Here is a 26,305-nt window from a genome sequence, read left to right on the forward strand (position 1 = left end):
GAGGTCGGGCAATCCCGACTTGATTTCGATCAATCAGAGAAAACGGCCGGTTCGAGATCAATCGAACCGGCCGTTTTTGATCGAAACCCTTCTGGTCTATTCGGCCGCAAGCGGCGAGTGATGCACGACGGTAAATGGCTTGCGCTCGCCAGTCGCCTTCTTCTCGAGTGTCTCTATGCGCTTTTCGAGATCGGCGACATCGCGGCTCGTCTGGTCGGCGAGGCGGGTCAGCGCCTCCGGCTCCATGGCGAGCAACTCCTGATCCTTCTTGCCGACGAAGCGGCCAAAGAGCCAGCCAAGCAGGCGCGACAGGTCGTCCATGATCAGGAAGAAGGACGGCACGACGACGAGCGAGAGCACGGTCGACACAATGATGCCGCCGATCACGGCGATTGCCATCGGCGAGCGGAACGAACCGCCTTCGCCGACGCCGAGCGCGGAAGGCAGCATGCCGGCCGACATGGCGATGGAGGTCATGACGATCGGACGGGCGCGCTTGCGGCCGGCCTCGATCATCGCTTCCACGCGGTTCATGCCCTTGTGCATCATCTCGATGGCGAAATCGACGAGCAGGATGGCGTTCTTCGTCACGATGCCCATCAGCATCAGGATGCCGATGAGGACGGGCATGGAGAGCGCGTTCTGTGTCAGGATCAGGCCTGCCGCCACACCGCCGATGGCGAGCGGCAGCGAGAGCAGGATGGTGAAAGGCTGGATCACGTCCTTGAAGAGCAGGATGAGAACCATCAGCACGAGCAGAAGGCCGAGCAGCATGGCGTTGCCGAAGGACTGCTGCATTTCCGCCTGTACCTCTGCGTCGCCGCTTTCGGCAAACTGCACTGTGGGCGGCATGTCGACGCTGGCGGCGATCTCCTTGAAGCGGGCGGTCGCCGTGTCGAGCGCGACACCCGGACGAAGGTCGGAGCCGATCTGCACGACGCGGTTACGGTTGTGGCGCTTCACCGAGCTCGGGCCTTCCGAATAATCGATGTCCGCGACGCTCGACAGCGGCACGAACTGACCGGCGGACGTCTGGATCTTGAGGTTCCGGATAGCGCCAAGATCGGCCCGGAAATCGCGGGCAACCTGAACGCGGATCGGGATCAGGCGGTCATCCAGCGAGACCTTGCTGAGCTGGGAGTCGATATCGCCGATGGTGGCGACGCGCACGATCTCCGAGATCTGCGCGGTGGTGATGCCGAAGCGGGCCATCTGGTCGTCGCGCGGGCGGATCTGCAGTTCCGGCCGCGGCAACGAGCCTTCCGAGCTGACATTGGAGAGCACCGGGTCGGCCCGCAGCTTGGCTTCCAGCACGCCGACCGTGGCGTTGAGGTCCGCCTCGTTGTTGGAGAGCAGGTTGAACGCCAGGTCGCGCTCGCCGCGGTCGTTGAGCTTGATGATGCGAACGTCCGGAATGTCGCGCAGCGTCGCGAAGATTTCCTTCTCGATATCCCACTGCGGACGCAGTCGTCCGTTGGCTTCCATTTTCGGCAGATAGGGCCCGATGACAGGGATGCGGCCGAAGACGTCATTGACCAGCTTGTGGAGCAGCGAATGTTCCAGCTTGTCGAGGATGACGGTCACGGAGGCGCGGCGCAGTTCGAGGTCGCCCTTGGGCGAGGAGCCGCCGAGCACGAAGACGCTCTGCACGCCGTTGATGCCCTTGACCCGGTCAAAGATCTGCGTGGTTGTGCGGTCGGTATCTTCGAGCATCGCATCCGGCGGCAGCTCGACCGACAGAACGACGCGCGAGGCGTCTTCCGGCGGCAGAAAGCTGCCGGGCACGGTGAAGAGCAGCATGACCGAGGCGACGAGGAAGGCGAAGGCGGCGACCAGGGTCGCGTAGCGGGCATACCACTTGCCCGTCGTCTTGCTGACGAGCCAGGTGTAACCGCGCATGAAGGCGCCTTCCTTCTCCTCGCCATGGCCATCCGCATCATGCGCGCGCATGAGATACGCTGCCATGACCGGCGTGATAAGACGCGCCACCACCAGCGAGAAGAACACGGCGACGGCAACCGTCAGGCCGAACTGGATGAAGTACTGGCCCGGAATGCCCGGCATGAAGGAGACCGGCACGAAGACCGCGATGATGGTGAAGGTCGTCGCGATGACGGCAAGGCCGATTTCGTCGGCGGCTTCGATGGCCGCGCGGTAGGGCGTCTTGCCCATGCGGATGTGCCGCGCGATGTTTTCGATCTCCACGATCGCGTCATCGACGAGAATGCCGGTCGCCAGGGTCAGCGCCAGGAAGGACACGAGATTGAGCGAGAAGCCCATCATGTCCATGACGAAGAAGGTGGGGATTGCCGACAGCGGCAGCGCCACGGCCGAGATCAGCGTGGCACGCCAGTTGCGCAGGAACAGGAACACGACGAGCACGGCGAGAAGCGCGCCTTCGACCAGCGTGTGCAGTGCCGCCTCATAGTTGCCATAGGTGAAATAGACGCTGTCGTCGACCATCTCGATGGACACGTCGGGATATTGCGCACGCACCTTGGTAAGCGCCTTCTCGACGGATTCCGCCACGGTCACTTCGCTGGCGCCCTTCGAGCGGAAGACCGCGAAGGTGACCACCGGATTGCCGTTGAAGCGCGAGAAGGAACGTGGTTCCTCATAAGTGTCGGTGATCTTGCCGAGTTCGGCGAGGCGCACGAAGCGGCCGTTCGGCAGCGCGATCATCGTGTTGGTGAGTTTTTCCACCGATCGGGCATCGCCCAGCGTGCGGATCGCCTGTTCGGCGCCGGCGATCTGGCCGCGGCCGGAACCGGCATCCGCGTTCATGCTGCGGATTTGACGGTTCACATCGGCAGCGGTGACGCCGTAGGATTCGAGCTTGTCGGGGTTGAGGTCGACGCGCACTTCGCGGTCGGCGCCGCCGAAGCGGTCGATCTTGCCGATACCGGCCTGGCCCTGCAGCGCGCGCTTGACCTTGTCGTCGACGAACCAGGACAGTTCCTCGAGTGTCATGTTGGGCGAGGAGACGGCAAAGGTCTGGATCGCCTGGCCCTCAACATCGATCTTCGTGACGACGGGTTCTTCAACCGAGGCCGGCAGGTCGCTGCGGATGCGGTCGATCGCGTCCTTGACGTCCTGAAGCGCCTGGTTCGTCGGCTTTTCGATCTCGAAGAGCACCGAGGTCAGCGAGCTGCCGTCCGTGACGGTGGACATGATGTCCTTGACGCCCTCGATGCCGGCGACCGCGTCCTCGATCTCCTTGGTGACCTGAACCTCGAGCTCGGCCGGGGCGGCGCCGCTCTGAGTCACGTTGATGGCGATGATCGGCACGTCGATATTCGGGAACCGCGTGATGGGCAGCGCAAAAAACGAGGAAATGCCGACATAGATCAGCAGGAAAAACGCGAGCAGCGGCGCAATCGGATTGCGAATGGACCAAGCTGAAAAGTTCATGTCCCCAAAGTCCTTGTAAAGAGACCAGACGTTAACGGGTTCCGGCCCCTCCCGGCTCACCCGCATGCCACCAGGCGCCCCGGCCCGGCATTATAGGCCCTTTCGGAAAGGGCCTTACGTCATTTCGTCGCCGAGGCCTGCTCGGCATGCACCGGATTGACCTTATCACCGTCGCGGACATAGGCACCGGCTTTCGCCACGACCTCGTCGCCGGCCTTCAGGCCGCTGACGATTTCGAGAACCTGGCCGTCCTGTATACCGGTCTCGACCGGCACCAGCTTCACGACGCCGTTCTCGACCTTGCGCGCCACCGTCTTGCCGTCGGCCGTCGTGACGGCCGAGAGCGGCAGCACGATACCGTCACGCTCCGCGACGACAATCTCGGCGCTGGCGAACATGCCGGCGCGGGCCTTGCCCGGTTCGTCGAAGTGGATATAGACGCGGCCAAGCCGGCTCTGCGGGTCGAGCGTCGGCTCGACGAGGCGGATCGTCCCCGTCAGCGACGCGGCGCCGCCGGCAAGCTTGACCGTCGCCTTCTGGCCGGCGGCCAGCTTAAGCACGGTATCTTCCGATACATCAGCCTTAAGCTCGATTTCGCCATCGCGGATGACGGTGAAGAGCGGCGCGCCGGCGCCGCTGGCGATGGCGCCGATCTTCGCCGTCCGGGCGGCGACGACGCCTGCAACCGGCGATTTCACGGCGGTACGGGCAAGCTTCAGGGCGATATCGTCGATCTGGGTTTCGGCGACCTTGATGTCGGCCTCGGAAACGGCAATCGCCTGTTCGGCTGAGTTTACGCGGGCGAGCGCGGCATCGGCCGTTGCCACCGCCTGATCGGCATTAGCCTGCGATTGCGAGCCGGATTTCACCAGCTTCAACGCACGGTCGCGGGCGCGGATGGCCTCGTCGGCATTGGCTTTCGCCTCGACCTGCTGCGCCTTGATCTGCGCCAGTGCTGCCTTCGCCTTGGCGAGGGAGGCTTCGGTCTGGCTCTTCTGCAGAATGAGCGTATCGTCGTTCAGGGTGGCGAGCGTGCCGTCCGCCGCGACCGTGTCACCGACATCGGCGGCGAGCGTGCGGATGGAGAGGCCATCGACCAACGGAACCACATAAACTTCCTCGACGGCCTGCACCGTGCCGGTCGCGATGACGCGGTCGACGATGGTGCGCGTCTCGGCGGCGCTGACGACGATCGCCGGCAGGTTCTCGGTCTGCTGCTTCGTTTCGCCGGTTGCCGTTGCCGCATCGGCAGCGAGCACGAGACCCGGCGTTGCCGTCATCAAAGCGGCGACCGAAAAAGAGAGGACTTTCCTATGTCCAAAAGCCATTGGCCGAACTTTCCCAAAGAGCATGACGTATATGATCGTGATCCGGGCGTTCTTTTTGTTTTCCGGACCCTATTCCTGCCAGTATAGCGGACACGGAAACGGCAATGTCGGCCTCTCCCAAGTTTCCCACTGTGCGGTCTATGTAATTGGCGCCCGTCAGCCTTACAAGAGGCAACGGAATGGTGCCTCATTATTTTATACGTTTGGCTTTTCCATGGCAATCGCGACCGGTCGCCGCAGAATTCCATGCCCAGAAACGAAACGTGCGGGGCTTGTGGCCCCGCACGTCTATGCCATCGGAAGATGCGACTACTTCAAGGCTGCATCGGTGATCTCATGCGTCCAGGCGCCTTCCGGCTCCTTGGAGATGACCGGGTCGGAGCCGCCGGCCAGAAGCGAGGCGACGGTGCGCTTGTAGTCCGCCTCGTCGAGCGCGCCGTTCGAGCCGGCGGTCAGCTTGGCGACTTCGCCCATCATGAACTTCTGGTGCGCCTCGGTCTGCGCGCCGGTCGAGTCGTTTTCCAGCACGATTCCGGCGGCCTCGTCCGGGTTCGCCTCGGCATATTTCCAGCCCTTCATGGAGGCGCGCACGAACTTGACCATCTTTTCCTTGAAGGCCGGGTCGGCGAGCTTATCCTGCAGAACGTAGAGGCCGTCTTCCAGCGTCGCGACGCCCTGGTCCTCATACTTGAAGGTCACGAGGTCCTCCGGCTTGATGCCGGCGTCGAGAACTTGACCATATTCGTTGTAGGTCATGGTCGAGATGCAGGCCGCCTGCTTCTGCAACAGCGGATCGACGTTGAAACCCTGCTTGAGGACCGTCACACCGTCAGGCCCGCCTTCGGTCGGGATCTTCAGGTGGCTCATCCAGGAGAGGAACGGATATTCGTTGCCGAAGAACCAGACGCCCAGCGTCTTGCCTTTGAAATCCTCAGGACCCTTGACGCCGGATTCTTTCAAACAGGTCAGCATCATGCCCGAGGACTTGAACGGCTGGGCGATATTGACCAGCGGCACGCCCTTCTCGCGGGTGGCGAGTGCGGAGGGCATCCAGTCGACGATGACGTCGGCGCCGCCGCCGGCGATTACCTGTGCCGGGGCGATATCCGGGCCGCCCGGCTTGATATCGACATCGAGGCCTTCTTCCTCGTAGAAGCCCTTGTCCTTCGCGACATAGTAGCCGGCGAACTGGGCCTGGGTCACCCATTTCAGCTGGAGCGTCACCTTGTCGGCGGCCTCCGCCTGGAAAGCGGCAAGCGAGAAGGCGCTTGCGAGAAGCATGGAAGCAATCGTCTTTTTCATGTCAGTTCCCTCTTTCTTCTTTGTTTTACGCCTGTCCACCACGGACAGACGGATGCCAGAACGTGACGATCCGCTCGATGAGCGCGACCGCCCCATAGAAGGCGGAACCAGCCACCGCGGCAACCGCGATTTCGGCCCAGACCATGTCGACATTCATGCGGCCCACTTCCGTGGAAATCCGGAAGCCCATGCCGACGATGGGAGTTCCGAAGAACTCGGCGACGATGGCGCCGATCAGCGCCAGCGTCGAGTTGATCTTGAGAGCGTTGAAGATGAAGGGCCAGGCGGCGGGAAGGCGCAGCTTGACGAGCGTCTGGAACCAGTCGGCCGCATAGGTGCGCATCAGGTCGCGCTCCATGTGGCTCGTCGCGGCAAGGCCGGAGACCGTGTTCACCAGCATCGGGAAGAAGGTCATGATGACGACGACGGCGACCTTGGACTGCCAGTCGAAGCCGAACCACATGACCATGATGGGTGCGACGCCGATGACCGGCAGCGCCGAGACGAAATTGCCGAGCGGCAGCAGGCCCTTCTGCAGGAAGGGCGAGCGGTCGATGAGGATCGCGACGAGGAAGCCGAGGCCGCAGCCGAGCGCATAACCCGTGATCACCGATTTCAGGAAGGTCTGGCGGAAATCCGCCCAGAGCGTCGGCACCGAGTTGATCAGCCGTGCCCAGATCATGCTCGGCGGCGGCAGCAGCACGGAGGGCACGTTGAAGCCCCTGACGATGCCTTCCCACAGCACGAGGATAGTGATGCCGAAGATCAGCGGCACGGCGATGCGCGCCGCGCGACTGGCCGCGGGGTTCACGAATTTCCGGCGCACCAGCCATTCGTTGAGCGCCCAGGCGGCAAGCCAGAAGACGATGGCGGCAAAGAGGATAGAAAGGTTCATGCCCGTGCCCCCATGCGCTTGAGGACAAGGCTATGGGCAAAGCCGACGACGATGACCAGCAGGGCCGCAACCGCCGCCGCCATGAAGAGGGCCGCCCAGATCTGTACCGTCTGGCCATAGTAGGAGCCTGCCAGCAGGCGTGCGCCAAGGCCCGCGACGGCGCCGGTCGGCAATTCGCCGACGATCGCGCCGACGAGCGAGATGGCGATCGCCACTTTCAGCGAGGTGAAGAGATAGGGCATGGAGGACGGCCAGCGCAGCTTCCAGAAAGTTTGGGCGGCTGAGGCATTGTAGGTGTGCATCAGGTCGAGCTGGATCTGTTCGGGGCTGCGCAGGCCCTTCACCATACCGACGACGATGGGGAAGAAGGACAGATAGGTCGAGATCAGCGCCTTCGGCATCAGGCCGGATATGCCGACCGCGTTCAGGACGACGATGATCATCGGCGCGATCGCGAGGATGGGGATCGTCTGGCTGGCGATGACCCAGGGCATCAGCGAACGGTCCATGGCGCGGTTGTGCACGATGGCGATAGCAAGCAGGATGCCGAGCACCGCCCCCATGCCAAAGCCGAGCAGCGTTGCCGAGAGCGTGACCCAGGCATGATAGACGAGGCTGCGCTTCGAGGTGATCGCCTTGTTGACGGTGGTATCCCAGAGCTCGGCGAAGACCTGATGCGGTGCCGGCAGCACGGGCCGCTCCTGCGCCATGGTCTTCGGCAGGAGCTCCGTGAAGCCGATCGTCGTGCCGGCGCGGGCGGCGGTGTCGCGCTCGAAGGGCGCATTCAGCACCACGACGAAGACATACCAGAGGGCGAGGAGCGCGAGCACCACGGTGCCGATGGGGAGAAGGCGGTCTTTTAAAAAGCTTGCTTCCCCCATGGCTTAGCTCCGCGCCGGGGAGGGCATGAGCATCAGCCCCATGGCAAGGATGCCGAGCGCGACGCCGGCCAGCTGCGTCTGGCTCAGCCGCTCGCCGAAGAAGAAAAAGGCGATGACATTGACCAGAAGCAGCTGCGTGATGGCCGAAAGCGAGATGGCAAGCCCGAGCCCGCCCTCGCGCATCAGCTTCAGCATCATCAGGTTGCCGACGATGTAGAGCGCCATGGAGAGCAGCAGATAAAGAATGTTCGTGGTGCCGATATAGGCGCGCGACGAGGTGGCCGCACCAATGAAGACGGCGGTGGCGCCGAACAGCCAGAGCACGAAGGAGAGCTTCATCACGCATGCTCCTCGTAGCTGTGGCCGGCGCGCAGGCCTTCACGGACGCGGTGGGCGATTTCGAGGAATTCGGGTGTTTCGCGGATATCGAGCGGGCGCTCCCTGGGCAGCGGCGATTCGATGATGTCGGTGACGCGGCCGGGGCGGGGGCTCATCACGACGATCTTCGTGGAGAGATAGACGGCTTCCGGGATCGAATGGGTGACAAAGCAGATCGTCTTCTGGGTGGCGTCCCAGAGTTTCAGGAGCTGCTCGTTGAGATGGTCGCGCACGATCTCGTCGAGCGCGCCGAAGGGTTCGTCCATCAGGAGAAGATCGGCGTCGAAGGCGAGCGCGCGGGCAATCGAGGCGCGCTGCTGCATGCCGCCGGACAGCTGCCAGGGATATTTCTTGCCGAAGCCCGTGAGGTTGACGAGGTCGAGCGTTTTGGCGATGCGCGCCTGCTGCTCGGCCTTCGAATAGCCCATGATTTCGAGCGGCAGCGCGATGTTGTTCTCGATCGTGCGCCAGGGATAAAGCGCTGCGGCCTGGAAGACATAGCCATAGGCGCGGCGCCGGCGGGCTTCTTCCGGCGTGAGGCCGTTGACGGTGATGGTGCCGGAGGTTGGCTTTTCCAGATCGGCGATGACACGCAAAAAAGTCGTCTTGCCGCAGCCGGACGGGCCGATGAAGGAGACGAAATCGCCCTTTTCGACAGTGAGATTGACGCCCGTCAGCGCAGTGACGGGGCCATCGGCGGTCTGGAAGGTGAGGCCGAGATCCTTTGCACAGACGACGGTATTCGCTGGGGCCATGCTCATCATCTTTCGGCGCCTCGCACGGCGCGGTTTCCGGCAGACTGCATGTCCCTTTCCGGCATTGCAATCGGCTTTGTCTTCGCTATCACTTTGGGCACGGAATTCTTTCGGGGGAGAGGAACATGACGGGTGAAACGAAAGCCGACTGCAGGATCGTGCGACCGGGCAGCACCTATGACGGCAAGCAGGGGTTCAGCTATTTCGAAGGTATCGCGCGCGAAAGCGTCGGCGCCTCGGGCATCTGCATGCATCTTCTGACGATCCCTCCGGGCGGCCGGGCGAAGGCGCATATGCACGAGAGCCACGAGACGGCGATCTACATGCTCTCCGGCGAGGCGCATACCTGGTACGGCGAGCGGCTGGAGAACCACGTGATCGTCAAGGCGGGCGAGATGTTCTACATCCCGGCCGGTATGCCGCATCTGCCCGCCAATCTCTCCGACCAGCCGGCGTCGGCGGTCATTGCCCGGACAGATCCCCACGAGCAGGAGAGCGTGGTGCTTCTGCCGCATCTCGAGGCGCTGGTTCCGCGATAAAACATTTCCGCTTTTCTCCGAATCGCGAAAACGCTCTATCTCTTTGTTTTCACGCGATGCCGGACGCAAAACCGCTGCGCACTTTTGCTGGAATTGCTCTAAACGTCTTCGCCCGCCCATTATTTCTTGCACCGCTTCAGCGGCCCCCAGCGCGCGCCGTCAGGGAAGCTGATCGTATAGCCGCCATTTTCGGGCGTCAGCGTCAGTTCGTAGGGCGTGACGTCCTCGGAACCTTCCTCATGGCATTCGGCAGTGACTGTCGTCGCGCCGCCGACCTGCTTGCCGTCGCCCTTGAATTCGCAATAGGAGACGGCGGTGGTCACGCCCTCCTTGTTGAGCAGGAAGAAGATGTCGGAGCCGGAGGATTCGCCGGTTTCGGAATAGAGGCAACCGTCCTTGTCGCCATAGCTGCCGTCGACGATATCGGCCGCCGCGCCAGCCGGACCGGCGAGCAGAAGACAGATGAAGAGCGCGGGGAGGGCGCGGGCGGCCGGCATCAGACGCCGCTCGCCGGAATGCCGCTGCGCTCCACCTTGCGCGGCGCCGTGATCTCCTTCCAGGTCGACAGCGCCTTGCTTACGGCGGCGAAGGGTTCGCGCTTGACGAACTGGCCGTGGCCCTCGCGGGTCTTCACCGTGCTCTCCTCGATGGCGACGACGCCGCGCGTCAGCGTGTAGCGCGGCAGGCCGACGACCTCCTTGCCCTCGAAGACATTGTAGTCGATCGAGGACTGCTGACTCTTGGCAGAAATGGTCTTGGAGCGCTTCGGATCCCACACCACGATGTCCGCATCCGCGCCGACGAGGATCGCGCCCTTGCGTGGATAGACGTTGAGGATCTTGGCGATGTTGGTGGAGGTCACGGCGACGAACTCGTTCATCGTCAGACGGCCGGTGTTGACGCCGTTGGTCCAGAGCATCGGCATGCGGTCTTCCAGGCCGCCGGTGCCGTTCGGGATCTTGCGGAAATCGCCCGCGCCCGTGCGCTTCTGGTCGGTCGTGAAGGCGCAATGGTCGGTCGCGACCACCTGCAGCGAGCCGCTGGCAAGACCGGCCCAGAGCGAATCCTGGTGCTGCTTGTTGCGGAAGGGCGGGCTCATGACGCGGCGGGCGGCATGGTCCCAGTCCTTGTTGAAATATTCGCTCTCGTCGAGCGTCAGATGCTGGATCAGCGGTTCGCCATAGACGCGCATGCCGTTCTGACGGGCACGTCGGATGGCTTCATGCGCCTGTTCGCAGGAGGTGTGCACGACGTAGAGCGGCGCGCCCGCCATATCGGCGATGATGATGGCGCGGTTCGTCGCCTCGCCCTCGACGGACGGCGGGCGCGAATAGGCGTGTCCCTCCGGCCCGTTGTTGCCCTCATCCATCAGCTTCGACTGCATGGCGGCGACGACGTCACCGTTTTCCGCATGGACGAGCGGCAGCGCGCCAAGCGCCGCGCAGCGCTGGAACGAGGCGAACATCTCGTCGTCGTTCACCATCAGCGCGCCCTTGTAGGCCATGAAATGCTTGAAGGTGTTGATGCCCTTGTCCTCGACGATCGTCTTCATCTCGTCGAAGACCTGCTCGCCCCACCAGGTCACCGACATGTGGAAGGAATAGTCGCAGTTGGCGCGGGTCGACTTGTTGTCCCAGCGCATCAGCGCATCAAGCAGCGACTGGCCGGGATCGGGCAGACAGAAGTCCACCACCATGGTCGTACCGCCAGCAAGGCCGGCGCGCGTGCCGCTCTCGAAATCGTCGGCCGAATAGGTACCCATGAAGGGCATTTCGAGATGCACATGCGGATCGATGCCGCCGGGCATGACATAACAGCCTGCCGCGTCCAGCACCTCGTCGCCGGAGAGGTTCGGGCCGATCTCGACGATCTTCCCGCCCTCGATCTTGACGTCCGCCTTGTAGGTCAGGTCGGCGGTGACAACGGTTCCGCCCTTGATGACTGTGCTCATGTTGGTTCGTTCCCTGTCTTTAATTTTTGCTGGCGCCTGAAGCGCAAGACCGCCCGGCGTGCCGGGCGGGAAAGATCATTCGGCGATGCCCGCCGTCTCGATCACCGCATGCAAGAGCACGTCTGCACCCGCCGCGGCCCATTCCTTCGAAATGTCCTCCGCCTCGTTGTGCGAGAGGCCGCCGACGCAGGGGCACATGATCATCGTGGCGGGGGCGACCTTGGCGGCCCAGCAGGCATCGTGGCCGGCGCCGGAGATGATGTTCATATGGCTGTAGCCGAGGTCTTCCGCCGCCTTGCGCACGGCCGAAACCAGCGTCGGATCGAAGGTGACGGGATCGAAATGGCCGACGGCCTCGACGGAACAGCCGACACCGAGCGCGTCGCAAATCTTAGGTGCTTCCGCCTCGATGCGGGCGCGCATGCCGTCGAGTTTCGCCTGGTCGGGCGAGCGGATATCGACGGTGAAGACGACCTTGCCGGGCAGCACGTTGCGCGAATTTGGCGAGAAGAACACCTGGCCGACGCCGCCCACGGCGCCCGGCTGGTTCTCCATGGCGACGGTCTGCACCATTTCGAGGATGCGGGACATGGCAAGGCCGGCATTGACGCGCAGGTTCATCGGCGTCGAGCCGGTATGCGCCTCGCGGCCGGTCAGCGTGAATTCCAGCCACCACAGGCCCTGACAGTGCGTGACGACGCCGATGTCCTTCTTCTCGGCTTCGAGGATCGGACCCTGCTCGATGTGATATTCGAAATAGGCGTGCATCTTGCGCGCGCCGACCGTCTCGTCGCCGACCCAGCCGATGCGTTTCAGCTCGTCGCCGAAGGTCTTGCCCTCGGGATCCTTGCGGCCATAGGCATAATCCTGGCTGTGCACGCCGGCGAAGACGCCGGAGGCGAGCATGGCCGGTGCGAAACGCGCGCCTTCCTCATTCGTCCAGTTGGTGACGACGATCGGATGCTTCGTTTTGATACCGAGATCGTTCAGCGAGCGGATGACTTCGAGGCCGGCGAGCACGCCCAGCACGCCATCATATTTGCCGCCGGTCGGCTGGGTATCGAGATGCGAGCCGACATAGACGGGCAGCGCCTCGGGTTCGGCGCCCTCGCGCGTCATGAACATATTGCCCATCGTGTCGACGCCCATGGAAAGGCCGGCGCCTTCGCACCAGGTCTGGAAGAGGCGGCGGCCTTCGGCGTCTGAATCGGTCAGCGTCTGGCGATTGTTGCCGCCGGCAATGCCGGGGCCGATCTTCGCCATGTCCATGAGGGTGTCCCACAGGCGGTCCGCGTTGACACGCATGTTCTCGCCGGGTGCGGCCATGTCGTATGCTCCCACGTCTTCGGGCTTTGAAAGCCTCAATCTGTTCCCACCGGCTGGCGGCGCGCTTGTTTGTTTTGCGCCTGTCCGACTCAGCAGTTGCCTTTACTTGATAACTGTCTGATAATTTGACCGGTTGGTAAACATTACAGCTTCCGTTGCGGCACTCAAGCCGAAAAACCAAAAACCTTGAGGTCTCGCCCAAGAAAATGGCGGCTGGTTAAACTGGTGAATTTGGCGGCACTTTTCGCAATCCCGGAAAGCGCCAGGGGGCAAGATGGCACTACCAAGGGCGGCCAGAACACAGCGGCGCACGCGCATCCAGGAGGCGAAGGAGGAGCAGATCCTCGAGGCGGCGCTGGAGGTCTTTTCGCTGCACGGGTTTCGCGGCGCGACCGTGGACCAGATCGCCGAAGTGGCCGGCATGTCCAAGCCGAACCTGCTCTACTATTTCCGCACCAAGGAGACGATGCACCGGGCGCTGATCACCCGCGTGCTCGACACATGGCTCGATCCGTTGCGCGAGTTCGACGCCGAGGGCAATCCCGTCTCGGAAATCCGCAGCTACATCAGGCGCAAGCTGGAGATGGCGCGCGATTTTCCCCGTGAAAGCCGGCTTTTCGCCAATGAAATCCTGCAGGGCGCGCCCAATATCGAGGATGAGCTGAAGGGGCCGCTCAAGGCGCTCGTCGATGAGAAGGCGGAGGTCATCCGCACCTGGGCCAAGGCAGGCAAGATCGCCAAATGCGATCCCTATCACCTGATCTTCTCGATCTGGTCGACGACCCAGCATTATGCCGACTTCGACGTGCAGGTGCGCGCCGTGCTCGGGCAGGACAATGCCGGGGAAGGGCGGTTCGAGGATGCGGCGCGCTTCCTTGAGCAGCTCTTCATCGGCGGGCTCAATGTCAGCGAGCAGCCGTCCGAGGTTTAATCGGGCAGGAAGGCCATCAGCGCGAGGCCGCAGGCCGTGACGAGCGCGCCGGCCAGCACCGGAAGGCTCGCCCAGCCGTGTCCCAGAATCCCTTCCAGCAGGATGATGAAGCTGGGCGTGAGATAGCCGTAGCCCAGAACCTTCGAGGCCGGCAGGCGCATCGAGGCATATTGCAGGAGCAGGAACGTGCCGGCCGTCGTGACGACGGCGAGATAGGTGACGGCGGCATAGACGGTGAGCGGCAGGGCGGAGAAGTCGGTCTCGGCGAGGCCGCGGATGCCGGGGGCGATCAGCCAGATCGTGGCGCCGGCGGTAACCCAGAAGCCGAAGGCGACCGCGGGTTCGCCGCGGTCGAAGCGGCGGATCAGCGGCACGTAAAGCGCATGGCAGACGACACCGGCAAAGAAGATCATTTCGCCGGTGCCGACATCGAAGGCGAGGATATCGGCGATATTGCCGCGGAAGATCACCCAGACGGCGCCGGCGGCGGCGATGACGAGGCCGGCGAGCACGCCGGGCCGCGTCTTCTGGCCGAGCACCGGCAGCGCGAAGCCGGCGCTGAGTAGCGGCATCAGGGTGAAGACCGCGCCTGTCGCGATGGGGCTGGTATATTCCAGCGCCGTGAACATGGTGAGCATGTAGATAGCGATGAGCCCGCCGAGCAGAAGGAACCGCCAGATTTCCTTTGGCCAAACGGCCGGCACCCGGAAGGCGCCGAAGGCAAGGACAGCCATGACGACGATGGTCATGATGTAGCGCCAGAGCGTCAGCGGCTCGGCCTCCATGTAACGCGCGGCCAGCCCACCGAAAGAGAACGAACCGGCGATCAGCACGGCGAAGAGTAGCATGGCGAGATGGCCCTTGAGCTTCTCGCGGCCGGTGGCATGGGTGGAGAGGCCCGCCCGGGCCGGCATACGTTTCGTCAAGAAAATCATCCTATTGTCTGCGGCGCGGCATGGTCATAGAGCAACTCCGGCCAAAGTGCGATGCGGTTTGTGCCCGCGTCTGCGCGATGACGCACCCCACAGGAAAACCGCAATCGCCACCCATATCCGGCGAGACAGCAAAGGAGAGGCAATGACGACTGGCATCGGCTTCAAGGATACCGACCGCAAGACGAGCGAATTGCTCGAGGACATCATTCACGCGATCAAGGGCGAGCACATCACACTGCGCGACCTGCTGGCGATGATGGGCGAAAGTGGCCTCCTGCTTCTCTGCGCCTTCCTGTCCTTGCCCTTCCTGTTTCCGGTGTCCATTCCCGGCGTCTCCACGGTGTTCGGCGCCGGCATCGTGCTGATCAGCGCGGCGATCACGCTCAACCGTCTGCCCTGGTTGCCGGCCAAGGTCGCCGACCGGCGGTTGGAGAGCAGCAAGCTCCGGCCGGTGCTGGAGCGCGGCGTGACCTTCCTGCGCAAGATCGACCGGTTTTTCAAGCCGCGCATGATGAGCCTTGCGTCCGGCGCGCTGATGAACCGTGTCAACGGTCTCGTGCTGATGGGGGCTGGCCTCCTGCTCATGGCGCCGCTCGGGCTCATTCCCTTCTCCAATACCCTGCCGGGTGTCGCGATCCTGCTGCTGGCCGCCGGTATTTCACAGCGCGACGGCCTGATCGTACTGGCGGGCTATGTGATGGTGGTGCTGACGATCGTTTATTTCGCGGCGCTCGGGTTTCTGGCTTACAGCGCCGGCAATAGCTTCTTCGGGTGAGGCCGGTTCGGTCGCATCGCTGGTTACCGAGTTGGGCGACGTCCTCCTCTCCGTCATCCTTGGCTCAAGGCTGAGGATGACGGAGAGGAGGGGCGGGCTTTACTTGGAACAAGGGCTCGTGATCGAGAGAGATTCTCATTCGGAAAAAAGGCCGGGGCATAACCCCGGCCCTTTCGTTTATTCCGCAGCCTGTCTTGCCATCGGGTTGTTTGGATGCGTCGTCCAGTTCGCATAGTTCGGGTCGACCGTCTTGCCAGTGCGCTGGTCGAGCGTACCGGGCTCCAGTCCAACCATTGTGATGCAGTTCTCGACGGGGCAGACGTTGACGCAGAGATTGCAACCGACGCACTCGTCTTCCATCACCTCAAAGTGTCTTACGCCATCGACGAACTGCGTGATCGCCTGATGCGAGGTGTCCTCGCAGGCGATGTGGCAGCGACCGCACTTGATGCAGGCATCCTGGTCGATATGTGCCTTGGCGATGTAGTTGAGGTTGAGATACTGCCAGTCCGTGACGTTGGGCACGGCGCGGCCGCAGATGTCGTCGAGGCTGCGGTGGCCCTTGGCGTCCATCCAGTCCGACAGGCCGGTGATCATCTCCTGCACGATCTTGAAGCCGTAGGTCATGGCGGCCGTGCAGACCTGCACGTTGCCGGCGCCGAGCACCAGGAATTCCGCGGCGTCGCGCCAGGTCGTGACGCCGCCGATGCCTGAAATCGGCAGGCCGTAGGTTTCAGGATCGCGGGCGATCTCGGCCACCATGTTGAGGGCGATGGGCTTGACCGCCGGGCCGCAATAGCCGCCATGCGTGCCCTTGCCGCCGACAGTGGGGTTCGGGGCGAAGCTGTCGAGATCGACTGACACGATCGAGTTGATCGTGTTGATCAGCGACACGGCATCGGTGCCGCCGGCTTTGGCGGCGCGGGCGGGCTTGCGGATGTCGGTGATGTTGGGCGTCAGCTTGGTGATGACGGGCATGCGGGTGTATTGCTTGCACCAGCGCACGACCATCTCGATATATTCCGGCACTTGGCCGACAGCGGCACCCATGCCGCGCTCGGACATGCCGTGCGGACAGCCGAAATTGAGCTCGATGCCATCGGCGCCGGTCTCTTCCACCAAAGGCAGGATCGCCTTCCAGCTTTCCTCCTCGCAGGGCACCATGATCGAGGCGATCAGCGCCCGGTCCGGCCAGTTCATCTTGACCTGCTTCATCTCGCGCAGGTTGGTGTAGAGGTCGCGGTCCGTGATCAGTTCGATATTGTTCAGGCCGAGCAGGCGGCGGTCGGCGCCCCAGATCGCGCCGTAGCGCGGGCCGTTGACATTGACGACCGGCGGGCCTTCCTCGCCGAGCGTCTTCCAGACCACGCCGCCCCAGCCCGCCTTGAAGGCGCGCTCGACATTGTAGGCCTTGTCGGTCGGCGGCGCGGAGGCGAGCCAGAACGGATTGGGCGATTTGATGCCGACGAAATTGTTGCGAAGATCAGCCATGTCTCATCTCCTCAAGCGACGGCAGCGGCCGGCTGCGCACCGGCAGCGAGCATGCGATTGATCGAATCTGCCGCGTCGCGGCCTTGCGCGACGGAGGTGACCGTCAGGTCCTCGCCGGCTTTCACGCAATCCCCGCCTGCCCAGACATTGGCGACCGAGGTGCGGCCTTCACTGTCGATAGCGATGCGGTTGCCGGACAGGGCGAGCGCGCCAAGGCCCGCCGCTTCGAAGGTCTGGCCAATGGCTTTGAAAATCTGATCGGCGGTGAGAACGCCCGTCTCGCCGGTGCCGACGAGCCTGCCGTCCTGGATTTCGGTATATTCCATCTCGATGCCAGCGACCTGACCGTCGCGGGCAATCACCCGCTTCGGTTGGAGCCAGTGGCGGATCATCACGCCCTTGGACGCGGCGAGATCCTGCTCGAAGGGCGAGGCGTTCATATGCTCCTTGCCGCGGCGGTAGCAGATCGTCACCTCCTCGGCGCCGAGCAGCTTTGTCTGCACGGCGGCGTCGATGGCGGTCATGCCGCCGCCGATGACGACGACGCGGCGGCCGACCGGGACGGTAGCCTTGTCGGTGGCCTGGCGCAGTTCCGCAATGAAATCGACCGCGTCATAGACGCCCGGCAGGTTTTCGCCTTCCGCGCCAAGCGCGTTGACGCCTGACAGGCCCATGCCGAGGAAGACGGCATCGAAATTGGCGGTGAGATCTGCGAGCGTGAAGTCGCGGCCGAGTTTCAGGCCGTTCTTCACCTCGATACCGCCGATGGCGAGCACGTAATCCACTTCGCGCTGGGCGAAATCGTCGACGGCCTTGTAGGTAGCGATGCCGTATTCGTTGAGGCCGCCGGCCTTTTCGCGGGCTTCGAAGATCACGACGTCGTGGCCTGCCATGGCCAGCCGATGGGCGCAGGCGAGGCCCGCCGGGCCGGCGCCGACGACAGCGATCGCCTTGCCGGTGCGCGCAGCGCGCTCATAGAAATGCTGGTTTTCGCTGATCGCCACATCGGTGGCGTAGCGCTGCAGTCGACCGATTTCGACCGGGCGGTGCTCGGCGGTGTTGCGCACGCAGGCTTGCTCGCAGAGCGTCTCGGTGGGACAGACGCGGGCGCACATGCCGCCGAGAATGTTCTGGTCAAAAATGGTCTTCGCCGAGCCGATCGGATTGCCCGTCGAGATCTGGCGAATGAACAGCGGAATGTCGATGGAGGTCGGACAGGCCGTCATGCACGGCGCGTCATGACAGAAGTAGCAGCGGTCCGCTGCGACCAGCGCCTCATGGTCGTCGAGGCGCGGGTGGAGGTCGGAAAAGTTCGTCTCGTATTCGGCAGGCGTCAGACGCCCCCGATGGATCCCAGATTGCGTCGTTCCCATGATTATCTCCCATTCGCGTGGGCTTTTTGAATAGGAGAACGGTAACTCAGCTTTATTTTTTTATCAAACGGTAAAACTTCAGAAAAAACGCTGCTTTTTCAGTGCCCGCAGCGGAAATAAACATGATGTTTCCAGTTATGTTTTCCGCTCGTCAACAAAGAGCCGTGAACTCATCTGTCCTTGCTGCGTCATCATATGAGGTTTGACAGGTGACTGGAAAAGATGCAGCAAATCAGGAGAAAGAAGGGGAATACAATGGCGAAGCGGACGGAGACGGCCGGACGGCTGGACGATGCGGCACGGGCCGGCTGGCTCTACTATGTCGCGGGCCGAACGCAGGACGAAATCGCGTCCACCATGGGCATTTCCCGTCAATCCGCACAACGCCTGGTTTCGCTCGCCGTCGCCGAGCGTCTCATCAAGGTGCGGCTCGACCATCCAATCGCCGAATGCCTGGAACTGGGCGAGCAATTGCGCAAGAAATTCGGCCTCGTGCATGTCGATATCGTGCCGAGCGATCCGGGCTCCAGCTCGACGACGATCGGCATTGCCGAGGCGGGGGCGGCGGAAATCGAGCGGTGGCTGAAGAAATCCGAGCCGATCGTGCTGGCGGTCGGCACGGGGCGCACGCTGAAGGCGGCGATCGACCAGCTGCCGACCATGGAATGTCCGCAGCACCGCATCATGTCGCTGACCGGCAATATCGGGCCGGACGGTTCGGCGGCCTATTACAACGTAATCTTCTCGATGGCCGATGCGGTCAAGGCACGGCACTATCCGATGCCGCTGCCCGTTCTCGTCTCCTCCATCGAGGAGCGCGATCTCCTGCACAAGCAGAGCCTCGTGCAGTCGACGCTGCAGCTCGGCCGCCAGGCGGATGTCGCCTTTGTCGGTATTGGTGAGCTCGGCGCGGATGCACCGCTCTGCCTCGATGGTTTTCTCGATCCGGAGGAAATGGCGCGGCTGATGGAAGACGGTGCCGCCGGCGAGATCTGCGGATGGATGTTCGACCGCGATGGCAAGCTGCTCGACGGCAGCATCAACGAGCGTGTCGCCTCCGTGCCCCTGCCGCCGCGCGAGACGACGACGGTCATCGGTCTCGCCAAGGGCAAACGCAAATATCTTGCCCTCCTGGCCGCCCTGCGCGGACGCATGATCAACGGTGTCATCACCGACGAAGCAACGGCGCGTTACCTGCTTTCGGCCTGACCGGCGGCCTTTCCGCGCCCTTCTGAGCGCGTTCTCCACATAGAAATTTCCCATGCAATTCAATGGTCGCCTCATCGTCTTGTGCGGTGCAGCAACGATTGGTCGTTGACTTCCTACGTCTGTTTGTGGGTAATTGCTCATGAGCGAAGCAAATGCTCATAACTCTTCTGGGAGGAAGATGATGAATTTGAGAACCCTTTTGCTGGGCGTCAGCTCGGCTGCTCTCCTGTGCGGTTTCGCCCATGCCGAAACGCTGACTATCGCTACCGTCAACAACGGCGACATGGTGCGCATGCAGGGACTGACGGAAGATTTCACCACCAAGAACCCCGACATTCAGCTCGAGTGGGTGACGCTCGAGGAAAACGTGCTGCGCGAGCGCGTCACGACCGACGTCGCGACGAAGGGCGGCCAGTACGACATCATGACGATCGGCACCTATGAAGTTCCGATCTGGGCCAAGCAGGGCTGGCTGGTGCCGCTCGACAATCTCGGCGCCGATTACGACGTCGACGACCTGCTGCCGGCCATCCGGTCCGGTCTGACCGGCGAAGACGGCAAGCTCTATGCCGCGCCGTTCTACGGTGAAAGCTCCATGGTCATGTACCGCAAGGACCTGATGGAAAAGGCCGGGCTCACCATGCCCGATGCTCCGACCTGGGAGTTCATTGCGGACGCCGCCCGCAAGATGACCGACCGCAATGCCGGCATCAACGGCATCTGCCTGCGTGGCAAGGCCGGCTGGGGCGAGAACATGGCCTTCCTGACGGCAACCGCGAACGCCTTCGGCGCCCGCTGGTTTGACGAGAAGTGGACCCCGCAGTTCGACCAGCCGGAATGGAAGAACACGCTCGACTTCTACGTCAAGCTGATGAACGACGCCGGCCCGCAGGGCGCTTCCTCGAACGGCTTCAACGAGAACCTGGCGCTGTTCCAGCAGGGCAATTGCGGCATGTGGATCGACGCCACGGTCGCGGCGTCCTTCGTCTCCAACCCGAAGGAATCGACGGTCGCCGACAAGGTCGGCTACGCGTTGGCGCCCGACACCGGCCTCGGCAAGCGAGGCAACTGGCTCTGGGCCTGGAACCTCGCGATCCCCGCAGGTTCGCAGAAGACCGCATCGGCCGAGAAGTTCATCGCCTGGGCAACCGGCAAGGACTACACCAAGCTCGTCGCCGAGAAGGAAGGCTGGGCAAACGTTCCTCCGGGCACGCGCTCCTCGCTCTATGCGAACGAAGAGTACCAGAAGGCAGCGCCTTTCGCGAAGATGACGCTCGACTCGATCAACGCGGCTGACCCGAAGAACCCGGCCGTCAAGCCGGTGCCCTATGTCGGCGTGCAGTTCGTCGCCATCCCGGAATTCCAGGGTCTTGGCACGACGGTCGGTCAGCTCTTCTCGGCAGCCCTTGCCGGCCAGATGTCGGTCGACGACGCACTCGCACAGGCACAGTCGGTCACCACACGTGAGATGACCCGCGCCGGTTACATCAAGTAACCAACCTCCTCCCCAAGGACAGGCTGCCCGGAATGCGTTCCGGGCAGCCGTGAAAACGGGGTGCTTCTTCCCGGCGCGGCGCGGCCCGCCGCCGCCCGCGCCGGAAAATCCAAAGCAGTGACGAGAATATCTGGGGTTCCATCCAAGGGAGGGTGGAAAGCCTGTCCGGCGCCTAATGCTGCCGGCGAAACGGGGAGGTCACGACGATGGCGACGGAGAACACGCGCGGTTTGGCGCGGATGATGTTGGCACCCTCTGTGGGTTTGCTGTTGGTCTGGATGATCGTGCCGCTTGCGATGACGCTGTGGTTTTCGTTCCAGAACTACAATCTCCTGAACCCGGCCAATGTCAGCTGGGCAGGCCTGTTCAATTACCAGTATTTCTACACCGATCCCGCCTTCTTCCAGTCGATCTGGAACACGTTGCTGATCGTGGTGGGCGTTCTGTTCATCACCGTCATCGGCGGTGTGGGCATCGCGCTTCTCCTCGATCAGCCAATGTGGGGGCAGGGCATCGTGCGCATCATGATCATCTCACCCTTCTTCGTCATGCCGCCAGTGGCGGCACTCGTGTGGAAGAACATGATCATGCATCCGGGCTACGGCGTGCTGGCGGATATCAATCGTGCCCTTGGCCTGCAGCCCGTCGACTGGTTTGCGCAGTATCCGCTGTTTTCGATCATCATCATCGTCGCCTGGCAATGGCTGCCGTTTGCGACCCTCATCCTTCTGACGGCGCTGCAGTCGCTCGACGGCGAGCAGAAGGAGGCAGCCGAGATGGATGGCGCGGGTTTCGTGTCGCGCTTCATCTACCTGACGCTGCCGCATTTGGCCCGCTCGATCACCGTGGTCATCCTGATCCAGACGATCTTCCTGCTCGGCGTCTACGCGGAAATCCTCGTCACGACGAATGGCGGCCCGGGCTATGCCTCGACCAACCTGCCGTTCCTGATCTATCGCACCGCGCTCCTCGGCTACGACGTCGGCGGCGCCTCGGCCGGCGGCATCATCGCCGTCATCCTCGCCAATATCGTCGCCTTCTTCCTGATGCGCGCCGTCGGCAAGAACCTCGACAAGTAGGGATAGGAGGAAACCATCATGGCTAGAGCCGTCTCGACACGACGCACCGTCGTCTTCACCATCGCCGCCTGGATCGTCGCGCTGATCATCTTCTTCCCGATCCTCTACACGATCATCACCTCGTTCAAATCCGAGACCGAGGCGATCAAGGGCTTCAACATCATTCCCTCGGGCACGATCGAGAGCTACCAGGCCGTCCAGGCGCAGAGCAATTACTTCAAGTTCTTCCTGAACTCGGTGGTCCTGTCGCTCGGCTCGACGCTGCTGGCGCTGCTGATCGCGGTGCCCGCCGCCTGGTCGATGGCGTTCTCGCCGACGGCCAAGACCAAGGACATCCTGATGTGGATGCTCTCGACCAAAATGATGCCGGCCGTCGCCGTGCTCGTGCCGATCTACTTGATCTTCCGCGACACCGGTCTGCTCGACAGCCGCATCGGTCTCACCGTCATGCTGACCATGATTAACCTGCCGATCGTGATCTGGATGCTCTACACCTATTTTAGGGAAATCCCCGGCGAGATCCTGGAGGCCGCGCGCATGGATGGCGCGTCGCTGTGGGGCGAGATCGTCTATGTGCTGACGCCGATGGCGGTGCCGGGCATTGCGTCCACCATGCTGCTCAACATCATCCTGGCCTGGAACGAGGCGTTCTGGACGATCCGCCTGACGACGACCAATGCCGCCCCGCTGACGGCCTTCATCGCCTCGTTCTCCAGTCCGCAAGGGTTGTTCTGGGCGAAGCTTTCGGCCGCCTCGACGCTCGCCATCGCGCCCATCCTGATCATGGGGTGGTTCAGCCAGAAACAGCTTGTCCGCGGCCTCACCTTCGGCGCCGTGAAGTAAGAACAGAGATCGGGGAGGAACCACCATGGGCAAGATCATTCTCAAAAAGGTCAACAAGTCGTTCGGCGCGACGCAGGTCATTCCGGGCATCGACCTGACCATCGAGGACGGCGAGTTCGTCGTCTTCGTCGGTCCCTCGGGCTGCGGCAAGTCCACGCTCTTGCGCCTCATCGCCGGTCTGGAGGACACGACGTCGGGCACAATCGAGATCGACGGCAAGGACGTCACCGGTGCGGCGCCCGCCAAGCGCGGGCTTGCCATGGTGTTCCAGTCCTATGCGCTCTATCCGCATATGAGTGTCGCCAAGAACATCGCCTTCCCGCTGAAGATGGCGAAGATGGACCAGGCGGCCATAGATAAGAAGGTGACGGAAGCCGCCCGCGTGCTCAACCTCACCAACTATCTCGAGCGCCGTCCGGGCCAGCTGTCCGGCGGTCAGCGCCAGCGTGTGGCCATCGGCCGGGCCATCGTGCGCGAACCCTCGGCCTTCCTGTTCGACGAACCGCTGTCGAACCTCGACGCGGCGCTGCGCGGTACGATGCGGCTGGAGATCTCCGAGCTGCACCATCAGCTGAAGACCACGATGATCTATGTCACGCACGACCAGGTCGAGGCCATGACCATGGCCGACAAGATCGTCGTGCTGAATGCCGGCAATATCGAGCAGGTCGGCTCGCCGCTCGATCTCTACAACAAGCCCGACAACCTGTTCGTCGCCGGCTTCATCGGCTCGCCGCGCATGAACTTCGTCAAGGGCGAGGCAGCGAAACCGTACAATGCGCCGACCGTCGGTATCCGGCCGGAGCATATCAAGCTCTCCAAGGAGACCGGCAGCTGGAAGGGCGTCGTCGGTGTTGCCGAGCATCTCGGCTCCGACACGTTCCTGCATGTCAATGTCGAGGGAATTGGCATGCTGACCGTCCGTGCCGACGGCGACTTCCCCGTCACCCATGGCGATATCGTCTGGCTGACGCCCGACGCAACGCGCATCCATCGGTTCGATGACAAGGGACTGGCAATTCGATGAAGCGGCTTGAGGGAAAAAACGCGCTGATCACGGGCTCGGCGCGCGGCATCGGCCGGGCTTTCGCCGAAGCCTATGTGCGAGAAGGGGCGCGGGTTGCGATTGCCGATATCAATCTGGAGCGGGCTAGCGCGACCGCGCAGAAGATCGGCCCGGCGGCCTATGCCGTACAGATGGATGTGACGCAGCAGGCGTCCATCGACGCAGCCATCGCCATTTGCGTGAAGGAGGCCGGCGGCGTCGATATCCTCGTCAACAATGCCGCGCTCTTCGACCTCCAGCCGATCGTCGAGATCACGCGGGAAAGTTACGACCGGCTCTTCTCGATCAATGTCGCGGGCACGCTGTTCACGCTGCAGGCAGCGGCCAAGCAGATGATCGCACAAGGTCGGGGCGGCAAGATCATCAACATGGCGAGCCAGGCGGGGCGGCGGGGCGAGGCGCTGGTCGGCGTCTACTGCGCCACCAAGGCGGCGGTGATCAGCCTCACCCAATCGGCGGGCCTGAACCTCATAAAGCACGGCATCAACGTCAATGCCATCGCGCCGGGCGTGGTCGATGGCGAGCACTGGGATGGCGTGGATGCGCTCTTCGCCAAATATGAAAACCGGCCGCTCGGCGAGAAGAAGCGGCTGGTCGGCGCGGAAGTCCCCTTCGGTCGCATGGGAACGGCCGACGACCTGACGGGCATGGCGATTTTCCTCGCCTCCCAGGAGAGCAACTACATCGTCGCGCAGACTTACAATGTCGATGGCGGCAACTGGATGAGCTGAGCGCGCAGCCGCGCGCCTGGCACAGGCATAGACCGGAACAAACCGGAAGGAATGGACCATGACCACGAAACTGTCGCTCGCCACTCTTCCGGCGGTCTCAAAGACCGCCAGCATCCCGACCTATGCGCGTGAAAATCTCACGGCGGGTATCGTCCATTTCGGCGTCGGCAATTTCCACCGGGCGCATCAGGCGATCTATCTCGACGACCTCTTCAATCTCGGCCTCGACCATGATTGGGCGCTGATCGGCGCGGGCGTCCTGCCCTCCGACGCCGCGATGCGCGAAAAGCTCGCCGGGCAAGATTTCCTGACCACCGTCGTCGAGCAGGACAACAACCGCTCCGGCGCCCGCGTCACCGGCGCGATGATCGACTATGTCGCGCCCGGCAATGCGGCCGCAACCGTCGCCCAGCTCGCCGATCCCGCCATCCGCATCGTCTCGCTGACGATCACCGAGGGCGGCTACTTCATCAATCCCGCCTCCGGCATCTTCGATCCAACCTATCCGGCGATCGCCGCCGATGCGGCCAATCCGTCCGAGCCGAAGACCGTCTTCGGCCTCATCCTCGCCGGCCTGAAAGCCCGCAGGGACAAGGGCATCGCGCCCTATACCGTCATGTCCTGCGATAACATTCCGCACAATGGCAAGGTGACGCATGCGGCCGTGTCCGGTCTCGCGCGGCTCTCCGATCCAGGTCTTGCCGACTGGATCGACGCCAATGTCGCCTTCCCGAACGGCATGGTAGACCGCATAACCCCGGCGACAGGGCCGCGCGAGATCGGCATCGTCGCCGACGAATACGGCATCGACGATGCCTGGCCGGTGTTCTGCGAGGAGTTCAAGCAATGGGTGCTTGAGGACAAATTCCCCGAGGGCCGTCCGGCGCTGGAAAAGGTCGGTGTGCAGTTCGTGCCCGATGTTGCGCCCTACGAGCATATGAAAATCCGTATCCTCAATGGCGGCCATGCGGCGATCGCCTATCCGGCGGCACTGCTCGACATCCATTTTGTGCACGAGGCGATGGAGGATCCCGATATTCGCGCCTTCCTCGCCAAGCTGGAGCTGGACGAGATCGTGCCCGTCATCCCGCCCGTGCCGAATACGGACCTGCGCGACTATTTCGGCCTGATCGAGCGGCGCTTCTCCAATCCCAAGATCGCCGACACCATCCCGCGTCTGGCGCAGGACGGCTCCAACCGCCAGCCGAAATTCATCCTGCCATCGACCGCCGACCGCCTGTCGCGCAAGGAGGACGTCACCGGCCTGGCGCTCGTCTCCGCGCTCTGGTGCCACTATCTCGTCGGAACGACCGACAGCGGCAAGGCGATCGCCTTCAACGATCCCAATATCGACCGTATCCACGCGGCGGCCGTGGCGGCGAAGGCCGATCCCGAGACCTTCCTCGATCTCAAGGATATTTTTGGCGCGGTGGCGGAGTCGGATCTCTTCCGCAAGCGCTTCTCCAATGCCCTGACGTCGTTGCAGCAGAAGGGCACACGGGCGACGCTCAGGCTTTATCTGGAAGACAGACTGGTCAACTGAGGAAACCCCAAAATTTCCAGGGCTTTCCATCGGGGAGGCCAGACAGTAGGACGGGGGCCTGAACACGG

The 26,305-nt window shown here is 62.9% G+C and carries 23 protein-coding genes; 10 read left to right on the top strand and 13 right to left on the bottom strand.

All coding sequences use genetic code 11. The features are described from left to right. Positions 1-96: 96 nt before the first annotated feature. The 7 genes from D0Y60_RS19335 to D0Y60_RS19365 all read right to left on the bottom strand — a co-directional run bounded on the left by D0Y60_RS19335 (position 97) and on the right by D0Y60_RS19365 (position 8,956). Positions 97-3,411: an efflux RND transporter permease subunit gene (locus D0Y60_RS19335; RefSeq protein ID WP_117371601.1), complete on the bottom strand. Its 3,315-nt coding sequence runs from the start codon at positions 3,409-3,411 to the stop codon at positions 97-99. A gap of 119 nt (positions 3,412-3,530) precedes the next feature. Further along, complete coding sequence (locus D0Y60_RS19340; protein WP_245409238.1) at positions 3,531-4,691, bottom strand: efflux RND transporter periplasmic adaptor subunit; 1,161 nt, start codon at positions 4,689-4,691, stop codon at positions 3,531-3,533. A gap of 357 nt (positions 4,692-5,048) precedes the next feature. Beyond that, complete coding sequence (locus tag D0Y60_RS19345) at positions 5,049-6,041, bottom strand: ABC transporter substrate-binding protein (protein ID WP_117371603.1); 993 nt, start codon at positions 6,039-6,041, stop codon at positions 5,049-5,051. Between the two features lie 25 nt (positions 6,042-6,066). Then, positions 6,067-6,936 carry an ABC transporter permease gene (locus D0Y60_RS19350; protein ID WP_117371604.1) on the bottom strand — a complete coding sequence of 290 codons (870 nt, stop codon included), beginning with the start codon at positions 6,934-6,936 and terminating at the stop codon, positions 6,067-6,069. Continuing rightward, positions 6,933-7,817 carry an ABC transporter permease gene (locus D0Y60_RS19355; protein ID WP_117371605.1) on the bottom strand — a complete coding sequence of 295 codons (885 nt, stop codon included), beginning with the start codon at positions 7,815-7,817 and terminating at the stop codon, positions 6,933-6,935. Before D0Y60_RS19355 ends, D0Y60_RS19350 begins: the two co-directional genes overlap by 4 nt. A 3-nt stretch (positions 7,818-7,820) precedes the next feature. Then, entirely contained in the window at positions 7,821-8,156 is a 336-nt protein-coding gene (locus tag D0Y60_RS19360) for a hypothetical protein (RefSeq protein WP_117371606.1), read from the bottom strand. Next, complete coding sequence (locus D0Y60_RS19365) at positions 8,156-8,956, bottom strand: ABC transporter ATP-binding protein (RefSeq protein WP_117371681.1); 801 nt, start codon at positions 8,954-8,956, stop codon at positions 8,156-8,158. The genes D0Y60_RS19360 and D0Y60_RS19365 overlap by 1 nt, the downstream gene beginning before the upstream one ends. 119 nt (positions 8,957-9,075) lie before the next feature. On the opposite strand from D0Y60_RS19365, the gene D0Y60_RS19370 reads away from it, so the two are divergent. Then, positions 9,076-9,489 carry a cupin domain-containing protein gene (locus D0Y60_RS19370; RefSeq protein WP_117371607.1) on the top strand — a complete coding sequence of 138 codons (414 nt, stop codon included), beginning with the start codon at positions 9,076-9,078 and terminating at the stop codon, positions 9,487-9,489. A gap of 119 nt (positions 9,490-9,608) precedes the next feature. Here D0Y60_RS19370 and D0Y60_RS19375 read toward each other — a convergent pair whose 3' ends face one another. The 3 genes from D0Y60_RS19375 to D0Y60_RS19385 form a co-directional block, all read right to left on the bottom strand. After that, positions 9,609-9,986, bottom strand: a complete 378-nt coding sequence (locus tag D0Y60_RS19375; RefSeq protein WP_245409239.1) for a hypothetical protein — start codon at positions 9,984-9,986, stop codon at positions 9,609-9,611. After that, on the bottom strand, positions 9,986-11,440 hold the full coding sequence (gene hydA / locus D0Y60_RS19380; RefSeq protein ID WP_117371608.1) for a dihydropyrimidinase: 1,455 nt from the start codon (positions 11,438-11,440) through the stop codon (positions 9,986-9,988). The genes D0Y60_RS19375 and hydA overlap by 1 nt, the downstream gene beginning before the upstream one ends. Before the next feature lie 75 nt (positions 11,441-11,515). Continuing rightward, the gene (locus tag D0Y60_RS19385; RefSeq protein WP_117371609.1) at positions 11,516-12,766 is read right to left on the bottom strand and encodes a Zn-dependent hydrolase; all 1,251 of its coding nucleotides are present in this window, start codon (positions 12,764-12,766) and stop codon (positions 11,516-11,518) included. Positions 12,767-13,040: 274 nt separating this feature from the next. On the opposite strand from D0Y60_RS19385, the gene D0Y60_RS19390 reads away from it, so the two are divergent. Next, positions 13,041-13,697: a TetR family transcriptional regulator C-terminal domain-containing protein gene (locus D0Y60_RS19390; RefSeq protein WP_117371610.1), complete on the top strand. Its 657-nt coding sequence runs from the start codon at positions 13,041-13,043 to the stop codon at positions 13,695-13,697. On the opposite strand, the gene D0Y60_RS19395 is transcribed toward D0Y60_RS19390, so the two are convergent. Continuing rightward, positions 13,694-14,623, bottom strand: a complete 930-nt coding sequence (locus tag D0Y60_RS19395; RefSeq protein WP_245409240.1) for a DMT family transporter — start codon at positions 14,621-14,623, stop codon at positions 13,694-13,696. The genes D0Y60_RS19390 and D0Y60_RS19395 overlap by 4 nt on opposite strands. Before the next feature lie 151 nt (positions 14,624-14,774). Between D0Y60_RS19395 and D0Y60_RS19400 the strand changes: the two genes are divergently transcribed. After that, on the top strand, positions 14,775-15,407 hold the full coding sequence (locus tag D0Y60_RS19400; RefSeq protein ID WP_117371611.1) for an exopolysaccharide biosynthesis protein: 633 nt from the start codon (positions 14,775-14,777) through the stop codon (positions 15,405-15,407). A gap of 177 nt (positions 15,408-15,584) precedes the next feature. Here D0Y60_RS19400 and preA read toward each other — a convergent pair whose 3' ends face one another. Then, positions 15,585-16,898 (bottom strand): NAD-dependent dihydropyrimidine dehydrogenase subunit PreA, encoded by a 1,314-nt coding sequence (preA, locus tag D0Y60_RS19405; RefSeq protein ID WP_117371612.1) that lies wholly within the window; start codon positions 16,896-16,898, stop codon positions 15,585-15,587. A gap of 11 nt (positions 16,899-16,909) precedes the next feature. Then, entirely contained in the window at positions 16,910-18,271 is a 1,362-nt protein-coding gene (locus D0Y60_RS19410) for an NAD(P)-dependent oxidoreductase (protein ID WP_117371613.1), read from the bottom strand. 255 nt (positions 18,272-18,526) lie between these two features. Between D0Y60_RS19410 and D0Y60_RS19415 the strand changes: the two genes are divergently transcribed. From D0Y60_RS19415 to D0Y60_RS19445, 7 genes are all read left to right on the top strand, one after another. Continuing rightward, positions 18,527-19,480 (top strand): sugar-binding transcriptional regulator, encoded by a 954-nt coding sequence (locus tag D0Y60_RS19415; RefSeq protein WP_117371614.1) that lies wholly within the window; start codon positions 18,527-18,529, stop codon positions 19,478-19,480. Between the two features lie 181 nt (positions 19,481-19,661). Next, the gene (locus D0Y60_RS19420; RefSeq protein ID WP_117371615.1) at positions 19,662-20,975 is read left to right on the top strand and encodes a sugar ABC transporter substrate-binding protein; all 1,314 of its coding nucleotides are present in this window, start codon (positions 19,662-19,664) and stop codon (positions 20,973-20,975) included. A gap of 206 nt (positions 20,976-21,181) precedes the next feature. Then, positions 21,182-22,054: a sugar ABC transporter permease gene (locus D0Y60_RS19425; RefSeq protein WP_117371616.1), complete on the top strand. Its 873-nt coding sequence runs from the start codon at positions 21,182-21,184 to the stop codon at positions 22,052-22,054. 18 nt (positions 22,055-22,072) lie between these two features. Continuing rightward, positions 22,073-22,897 (top strand): carbohydrate ABC transporter permease, encoded by an 825-nt coding sequence (locus D0Y60_RS19430; RefSeq protein ID WP_117371617.1) that lies wholly within the window; start codon positions 22,073-22,075, stop codon positions 22,895-22,897. 25 nt (positions 22,898-22,922) lie between these two features. Then, positions 22,923-23,924, top strand: a complete 1,002-nt coding sequence (locus D0Y60_RS19435; RefSeq protein ID WP_117371618.1) for an ABC transporter ATP-binding protein — start codon at positions 22,923-22,925, stop codon at positions 23,922-23,924. After that, positions 23,921-24,694 carry an L-iditol 2-dehydrogenase gene (locus tag D0Y60_RS19440; protein WP_117371619.1) on the top strand — a complete coding sequence of 258 codons (774 nt, stop codon included), beginning with the start codon at positions 23,921-23,923 and terminating at the stop codon, positions 24,692-24,694. The genes D0Y60_RS19435 and D0Y60_RS19440 overlap by 4 nt, the downstream gene beginning before the upstream one ends. A 58-nt stretch (positions 24,695-24,752) precedes the next feature. Beyond that, a complete protein-coding gene (locus D0Y60_RS19445; RefSeq protein ID WP_117371620.1) occupies positions 24,753-26,237 on the top strand; it encodes a mannitol dehydrogenase family protein in 1,485 nt (494 codons plus the stop codon). Positions 26,238-26,305 lie beyond the last annotated feature (68 nt).

The organism is Shinella sp. WSJ-2 (assembly GCF_003432075.1).
In the GTDB taxonomy this organism is placed as follows: Bacteria; Pseudomonadota; Alphaproteobacteria; order Rhizobiales; family Rhizobiaceae; genus Shinella.

Excerpts from the sequence above, each read along its gene's own strand:
- D0Y60_RS19355 (WP_117371605.1), bottom strand. The coding sequence starts at position 7,817 with ATGGGGGAAGCAAGCTTTTTAAAAGACCGCCTTCTCCCCATCGGCACC.
- D0Y60_RS19390 (WP_117371610.1), top strand. The coding sequence starts at position 13,041 with ATGGCACTACCAAGGGCGGCCAGAACACAGCGGCGCACGCGCATCCAG.
- D0Y60_RS19425 (WP_117371616.1), top strand. The coding sequence starts at position 21,182 with ATGGCGACGGAGAACACGCGCGGTTTGGCGCGGATGATGTTGGCACCC.
- D0Y60_RS19400 (WP_117371611.1), top strand. The coding sequence starts at position 14,775 with ATGACGACTGGCATCGGCTTCAAGGATACCGACCGCAAGACGAGCGAA.
- D0Y60_RS19340 (WP_245409238.1), bottom strand. The coding sequence starts at position 4,691 with ATGACGGCAACGCCGGGTCTCGTGCTCGCTGCCGATGCGGCAACGGCA.
- D0Y60_RS19440 (WP_117371619.1), top strand. The coding sequence starts at position 23,921 with ATGAAGCGGCTTGAGGGAAAAAACGCGCTGATCACGGGCTCGGCGCGC.
- D0Y60_RS19435 (WP_117371618.1), top strand. The coding sequence starts at position 22,923 with ATGGGCAAGATCATTCTCAAAAAGGTCAACAAGTCGTTCGGCGCGACG.
- hydA (WP_117371608.1), bottom strand. The coding sequence starts at position 11,440 with ATGAGCACAGTCATCAAGGGCGGAACCGTTGTCACCGCCGACCTGACC.
- D0Y60_RS19385 (WP_117371609.1), bottom strand. The coding sequence starts at position 12,766 with ATGGCCGCACCCGGCGAGAACATGCGTGTCAACGCGGACCGCCTGTGG.
- D0Y60_RS19415 (WP_117371614.1), top strand. The coding sequence starts at position 18,527 with ATGGCGAAGCGGACGGAGACGGCCGGACGGCTGGACGATGCGGCACGG.
- D0Y60_RS19370 (WP_117371607.1), top strand. The coding sequence starts at position 9,076 with ATGACGGGTGAAACGAAAGCCGACTGCAGGATCGTGCGACCGGGCAGC.
- D0Y60_RS19375 (WP_245409239.1), bottom strand. The coding sequence starts at position 9,986 with ATGCCGGCCGCCCGCGCCCTCCCCGCGCTCTTCATCTGTCTTCTGCTC.
- D0Y60_RS19420 (WP_117371615.1), top strand. The coding sequence starts at position 19,662 with ATGAATTTGAGAACCCTTTTGCTGGGCGTCAGCTCGGCTGCTCTCCTG.
- D0Y60_RS19345 (WP_117371603.1), bottom strand. The coding sequence starts at position 6,041 with ATGAAAAAGACGATTGCTTCCATGCTTCTCGCAAGCGCCTTCTCGCTT.
- D0Y60_RS19335 (WP_117371601.1), bottom strand. The coding sequence starts at position 3,411 with ATGAACTTTTCAGCTTGGTCCATTCGCAATCCGATTGCGCCGCTGCTC.
- D0Y60_RS19360 (WP_117371606.1), bottom strand. The coding sequence starts at position 8,156 with ATGAAGCTCTCCTTCGTGCTCTGGCTGTTCGGCGCCACCGCCGTCTTC.
- D0Y60_RS19350 (WP_117371604.1), bottom strand. The coding sequence starts at position 6,936 with ATGAACCTTTCTATCCTCTTTGCCGCCATCGTCTTCTGGCTTGCCGCC.
- D0Y60_RS19365 (WP_117371681.1), bottom strand. The coding sequence starts at position 8,956 with ATGAGCATGGCCCCAGCGAATACCGTCGTCTGTGCAAAGGATCTCGGC.
- preA (WP_117371612.1), bottom strand. The coding sequence starts at position 16,898 with ATGGCTGATCTTCGCAACAATTTCGTCGGCATCAAATCGCCCAATCCG.
- D0Y60_RS19430 (WP_117371617.1), top strand. The coding sequence starts at position 22,073 with ATGGCTAGAGCCGTCTCGACACGACGCACCGTCGTCTTCACCATCGCC.
- D0Y60_RS19445 (WP_117371620.1), top strand. The coding sequence starts at position 24,753 with ATGACCACGAAACTGTCGCTCGCCACTCTTCCGGCGGTCTCAAAGACC.
- D0Y60_RS19410 (WP_117371613.1), bottom strand. The coding sequence starts at position 18,271 with ATGGGAACGACGCAATCTGGGATCCATCGGGGGCGTCTGACGCCTGCC.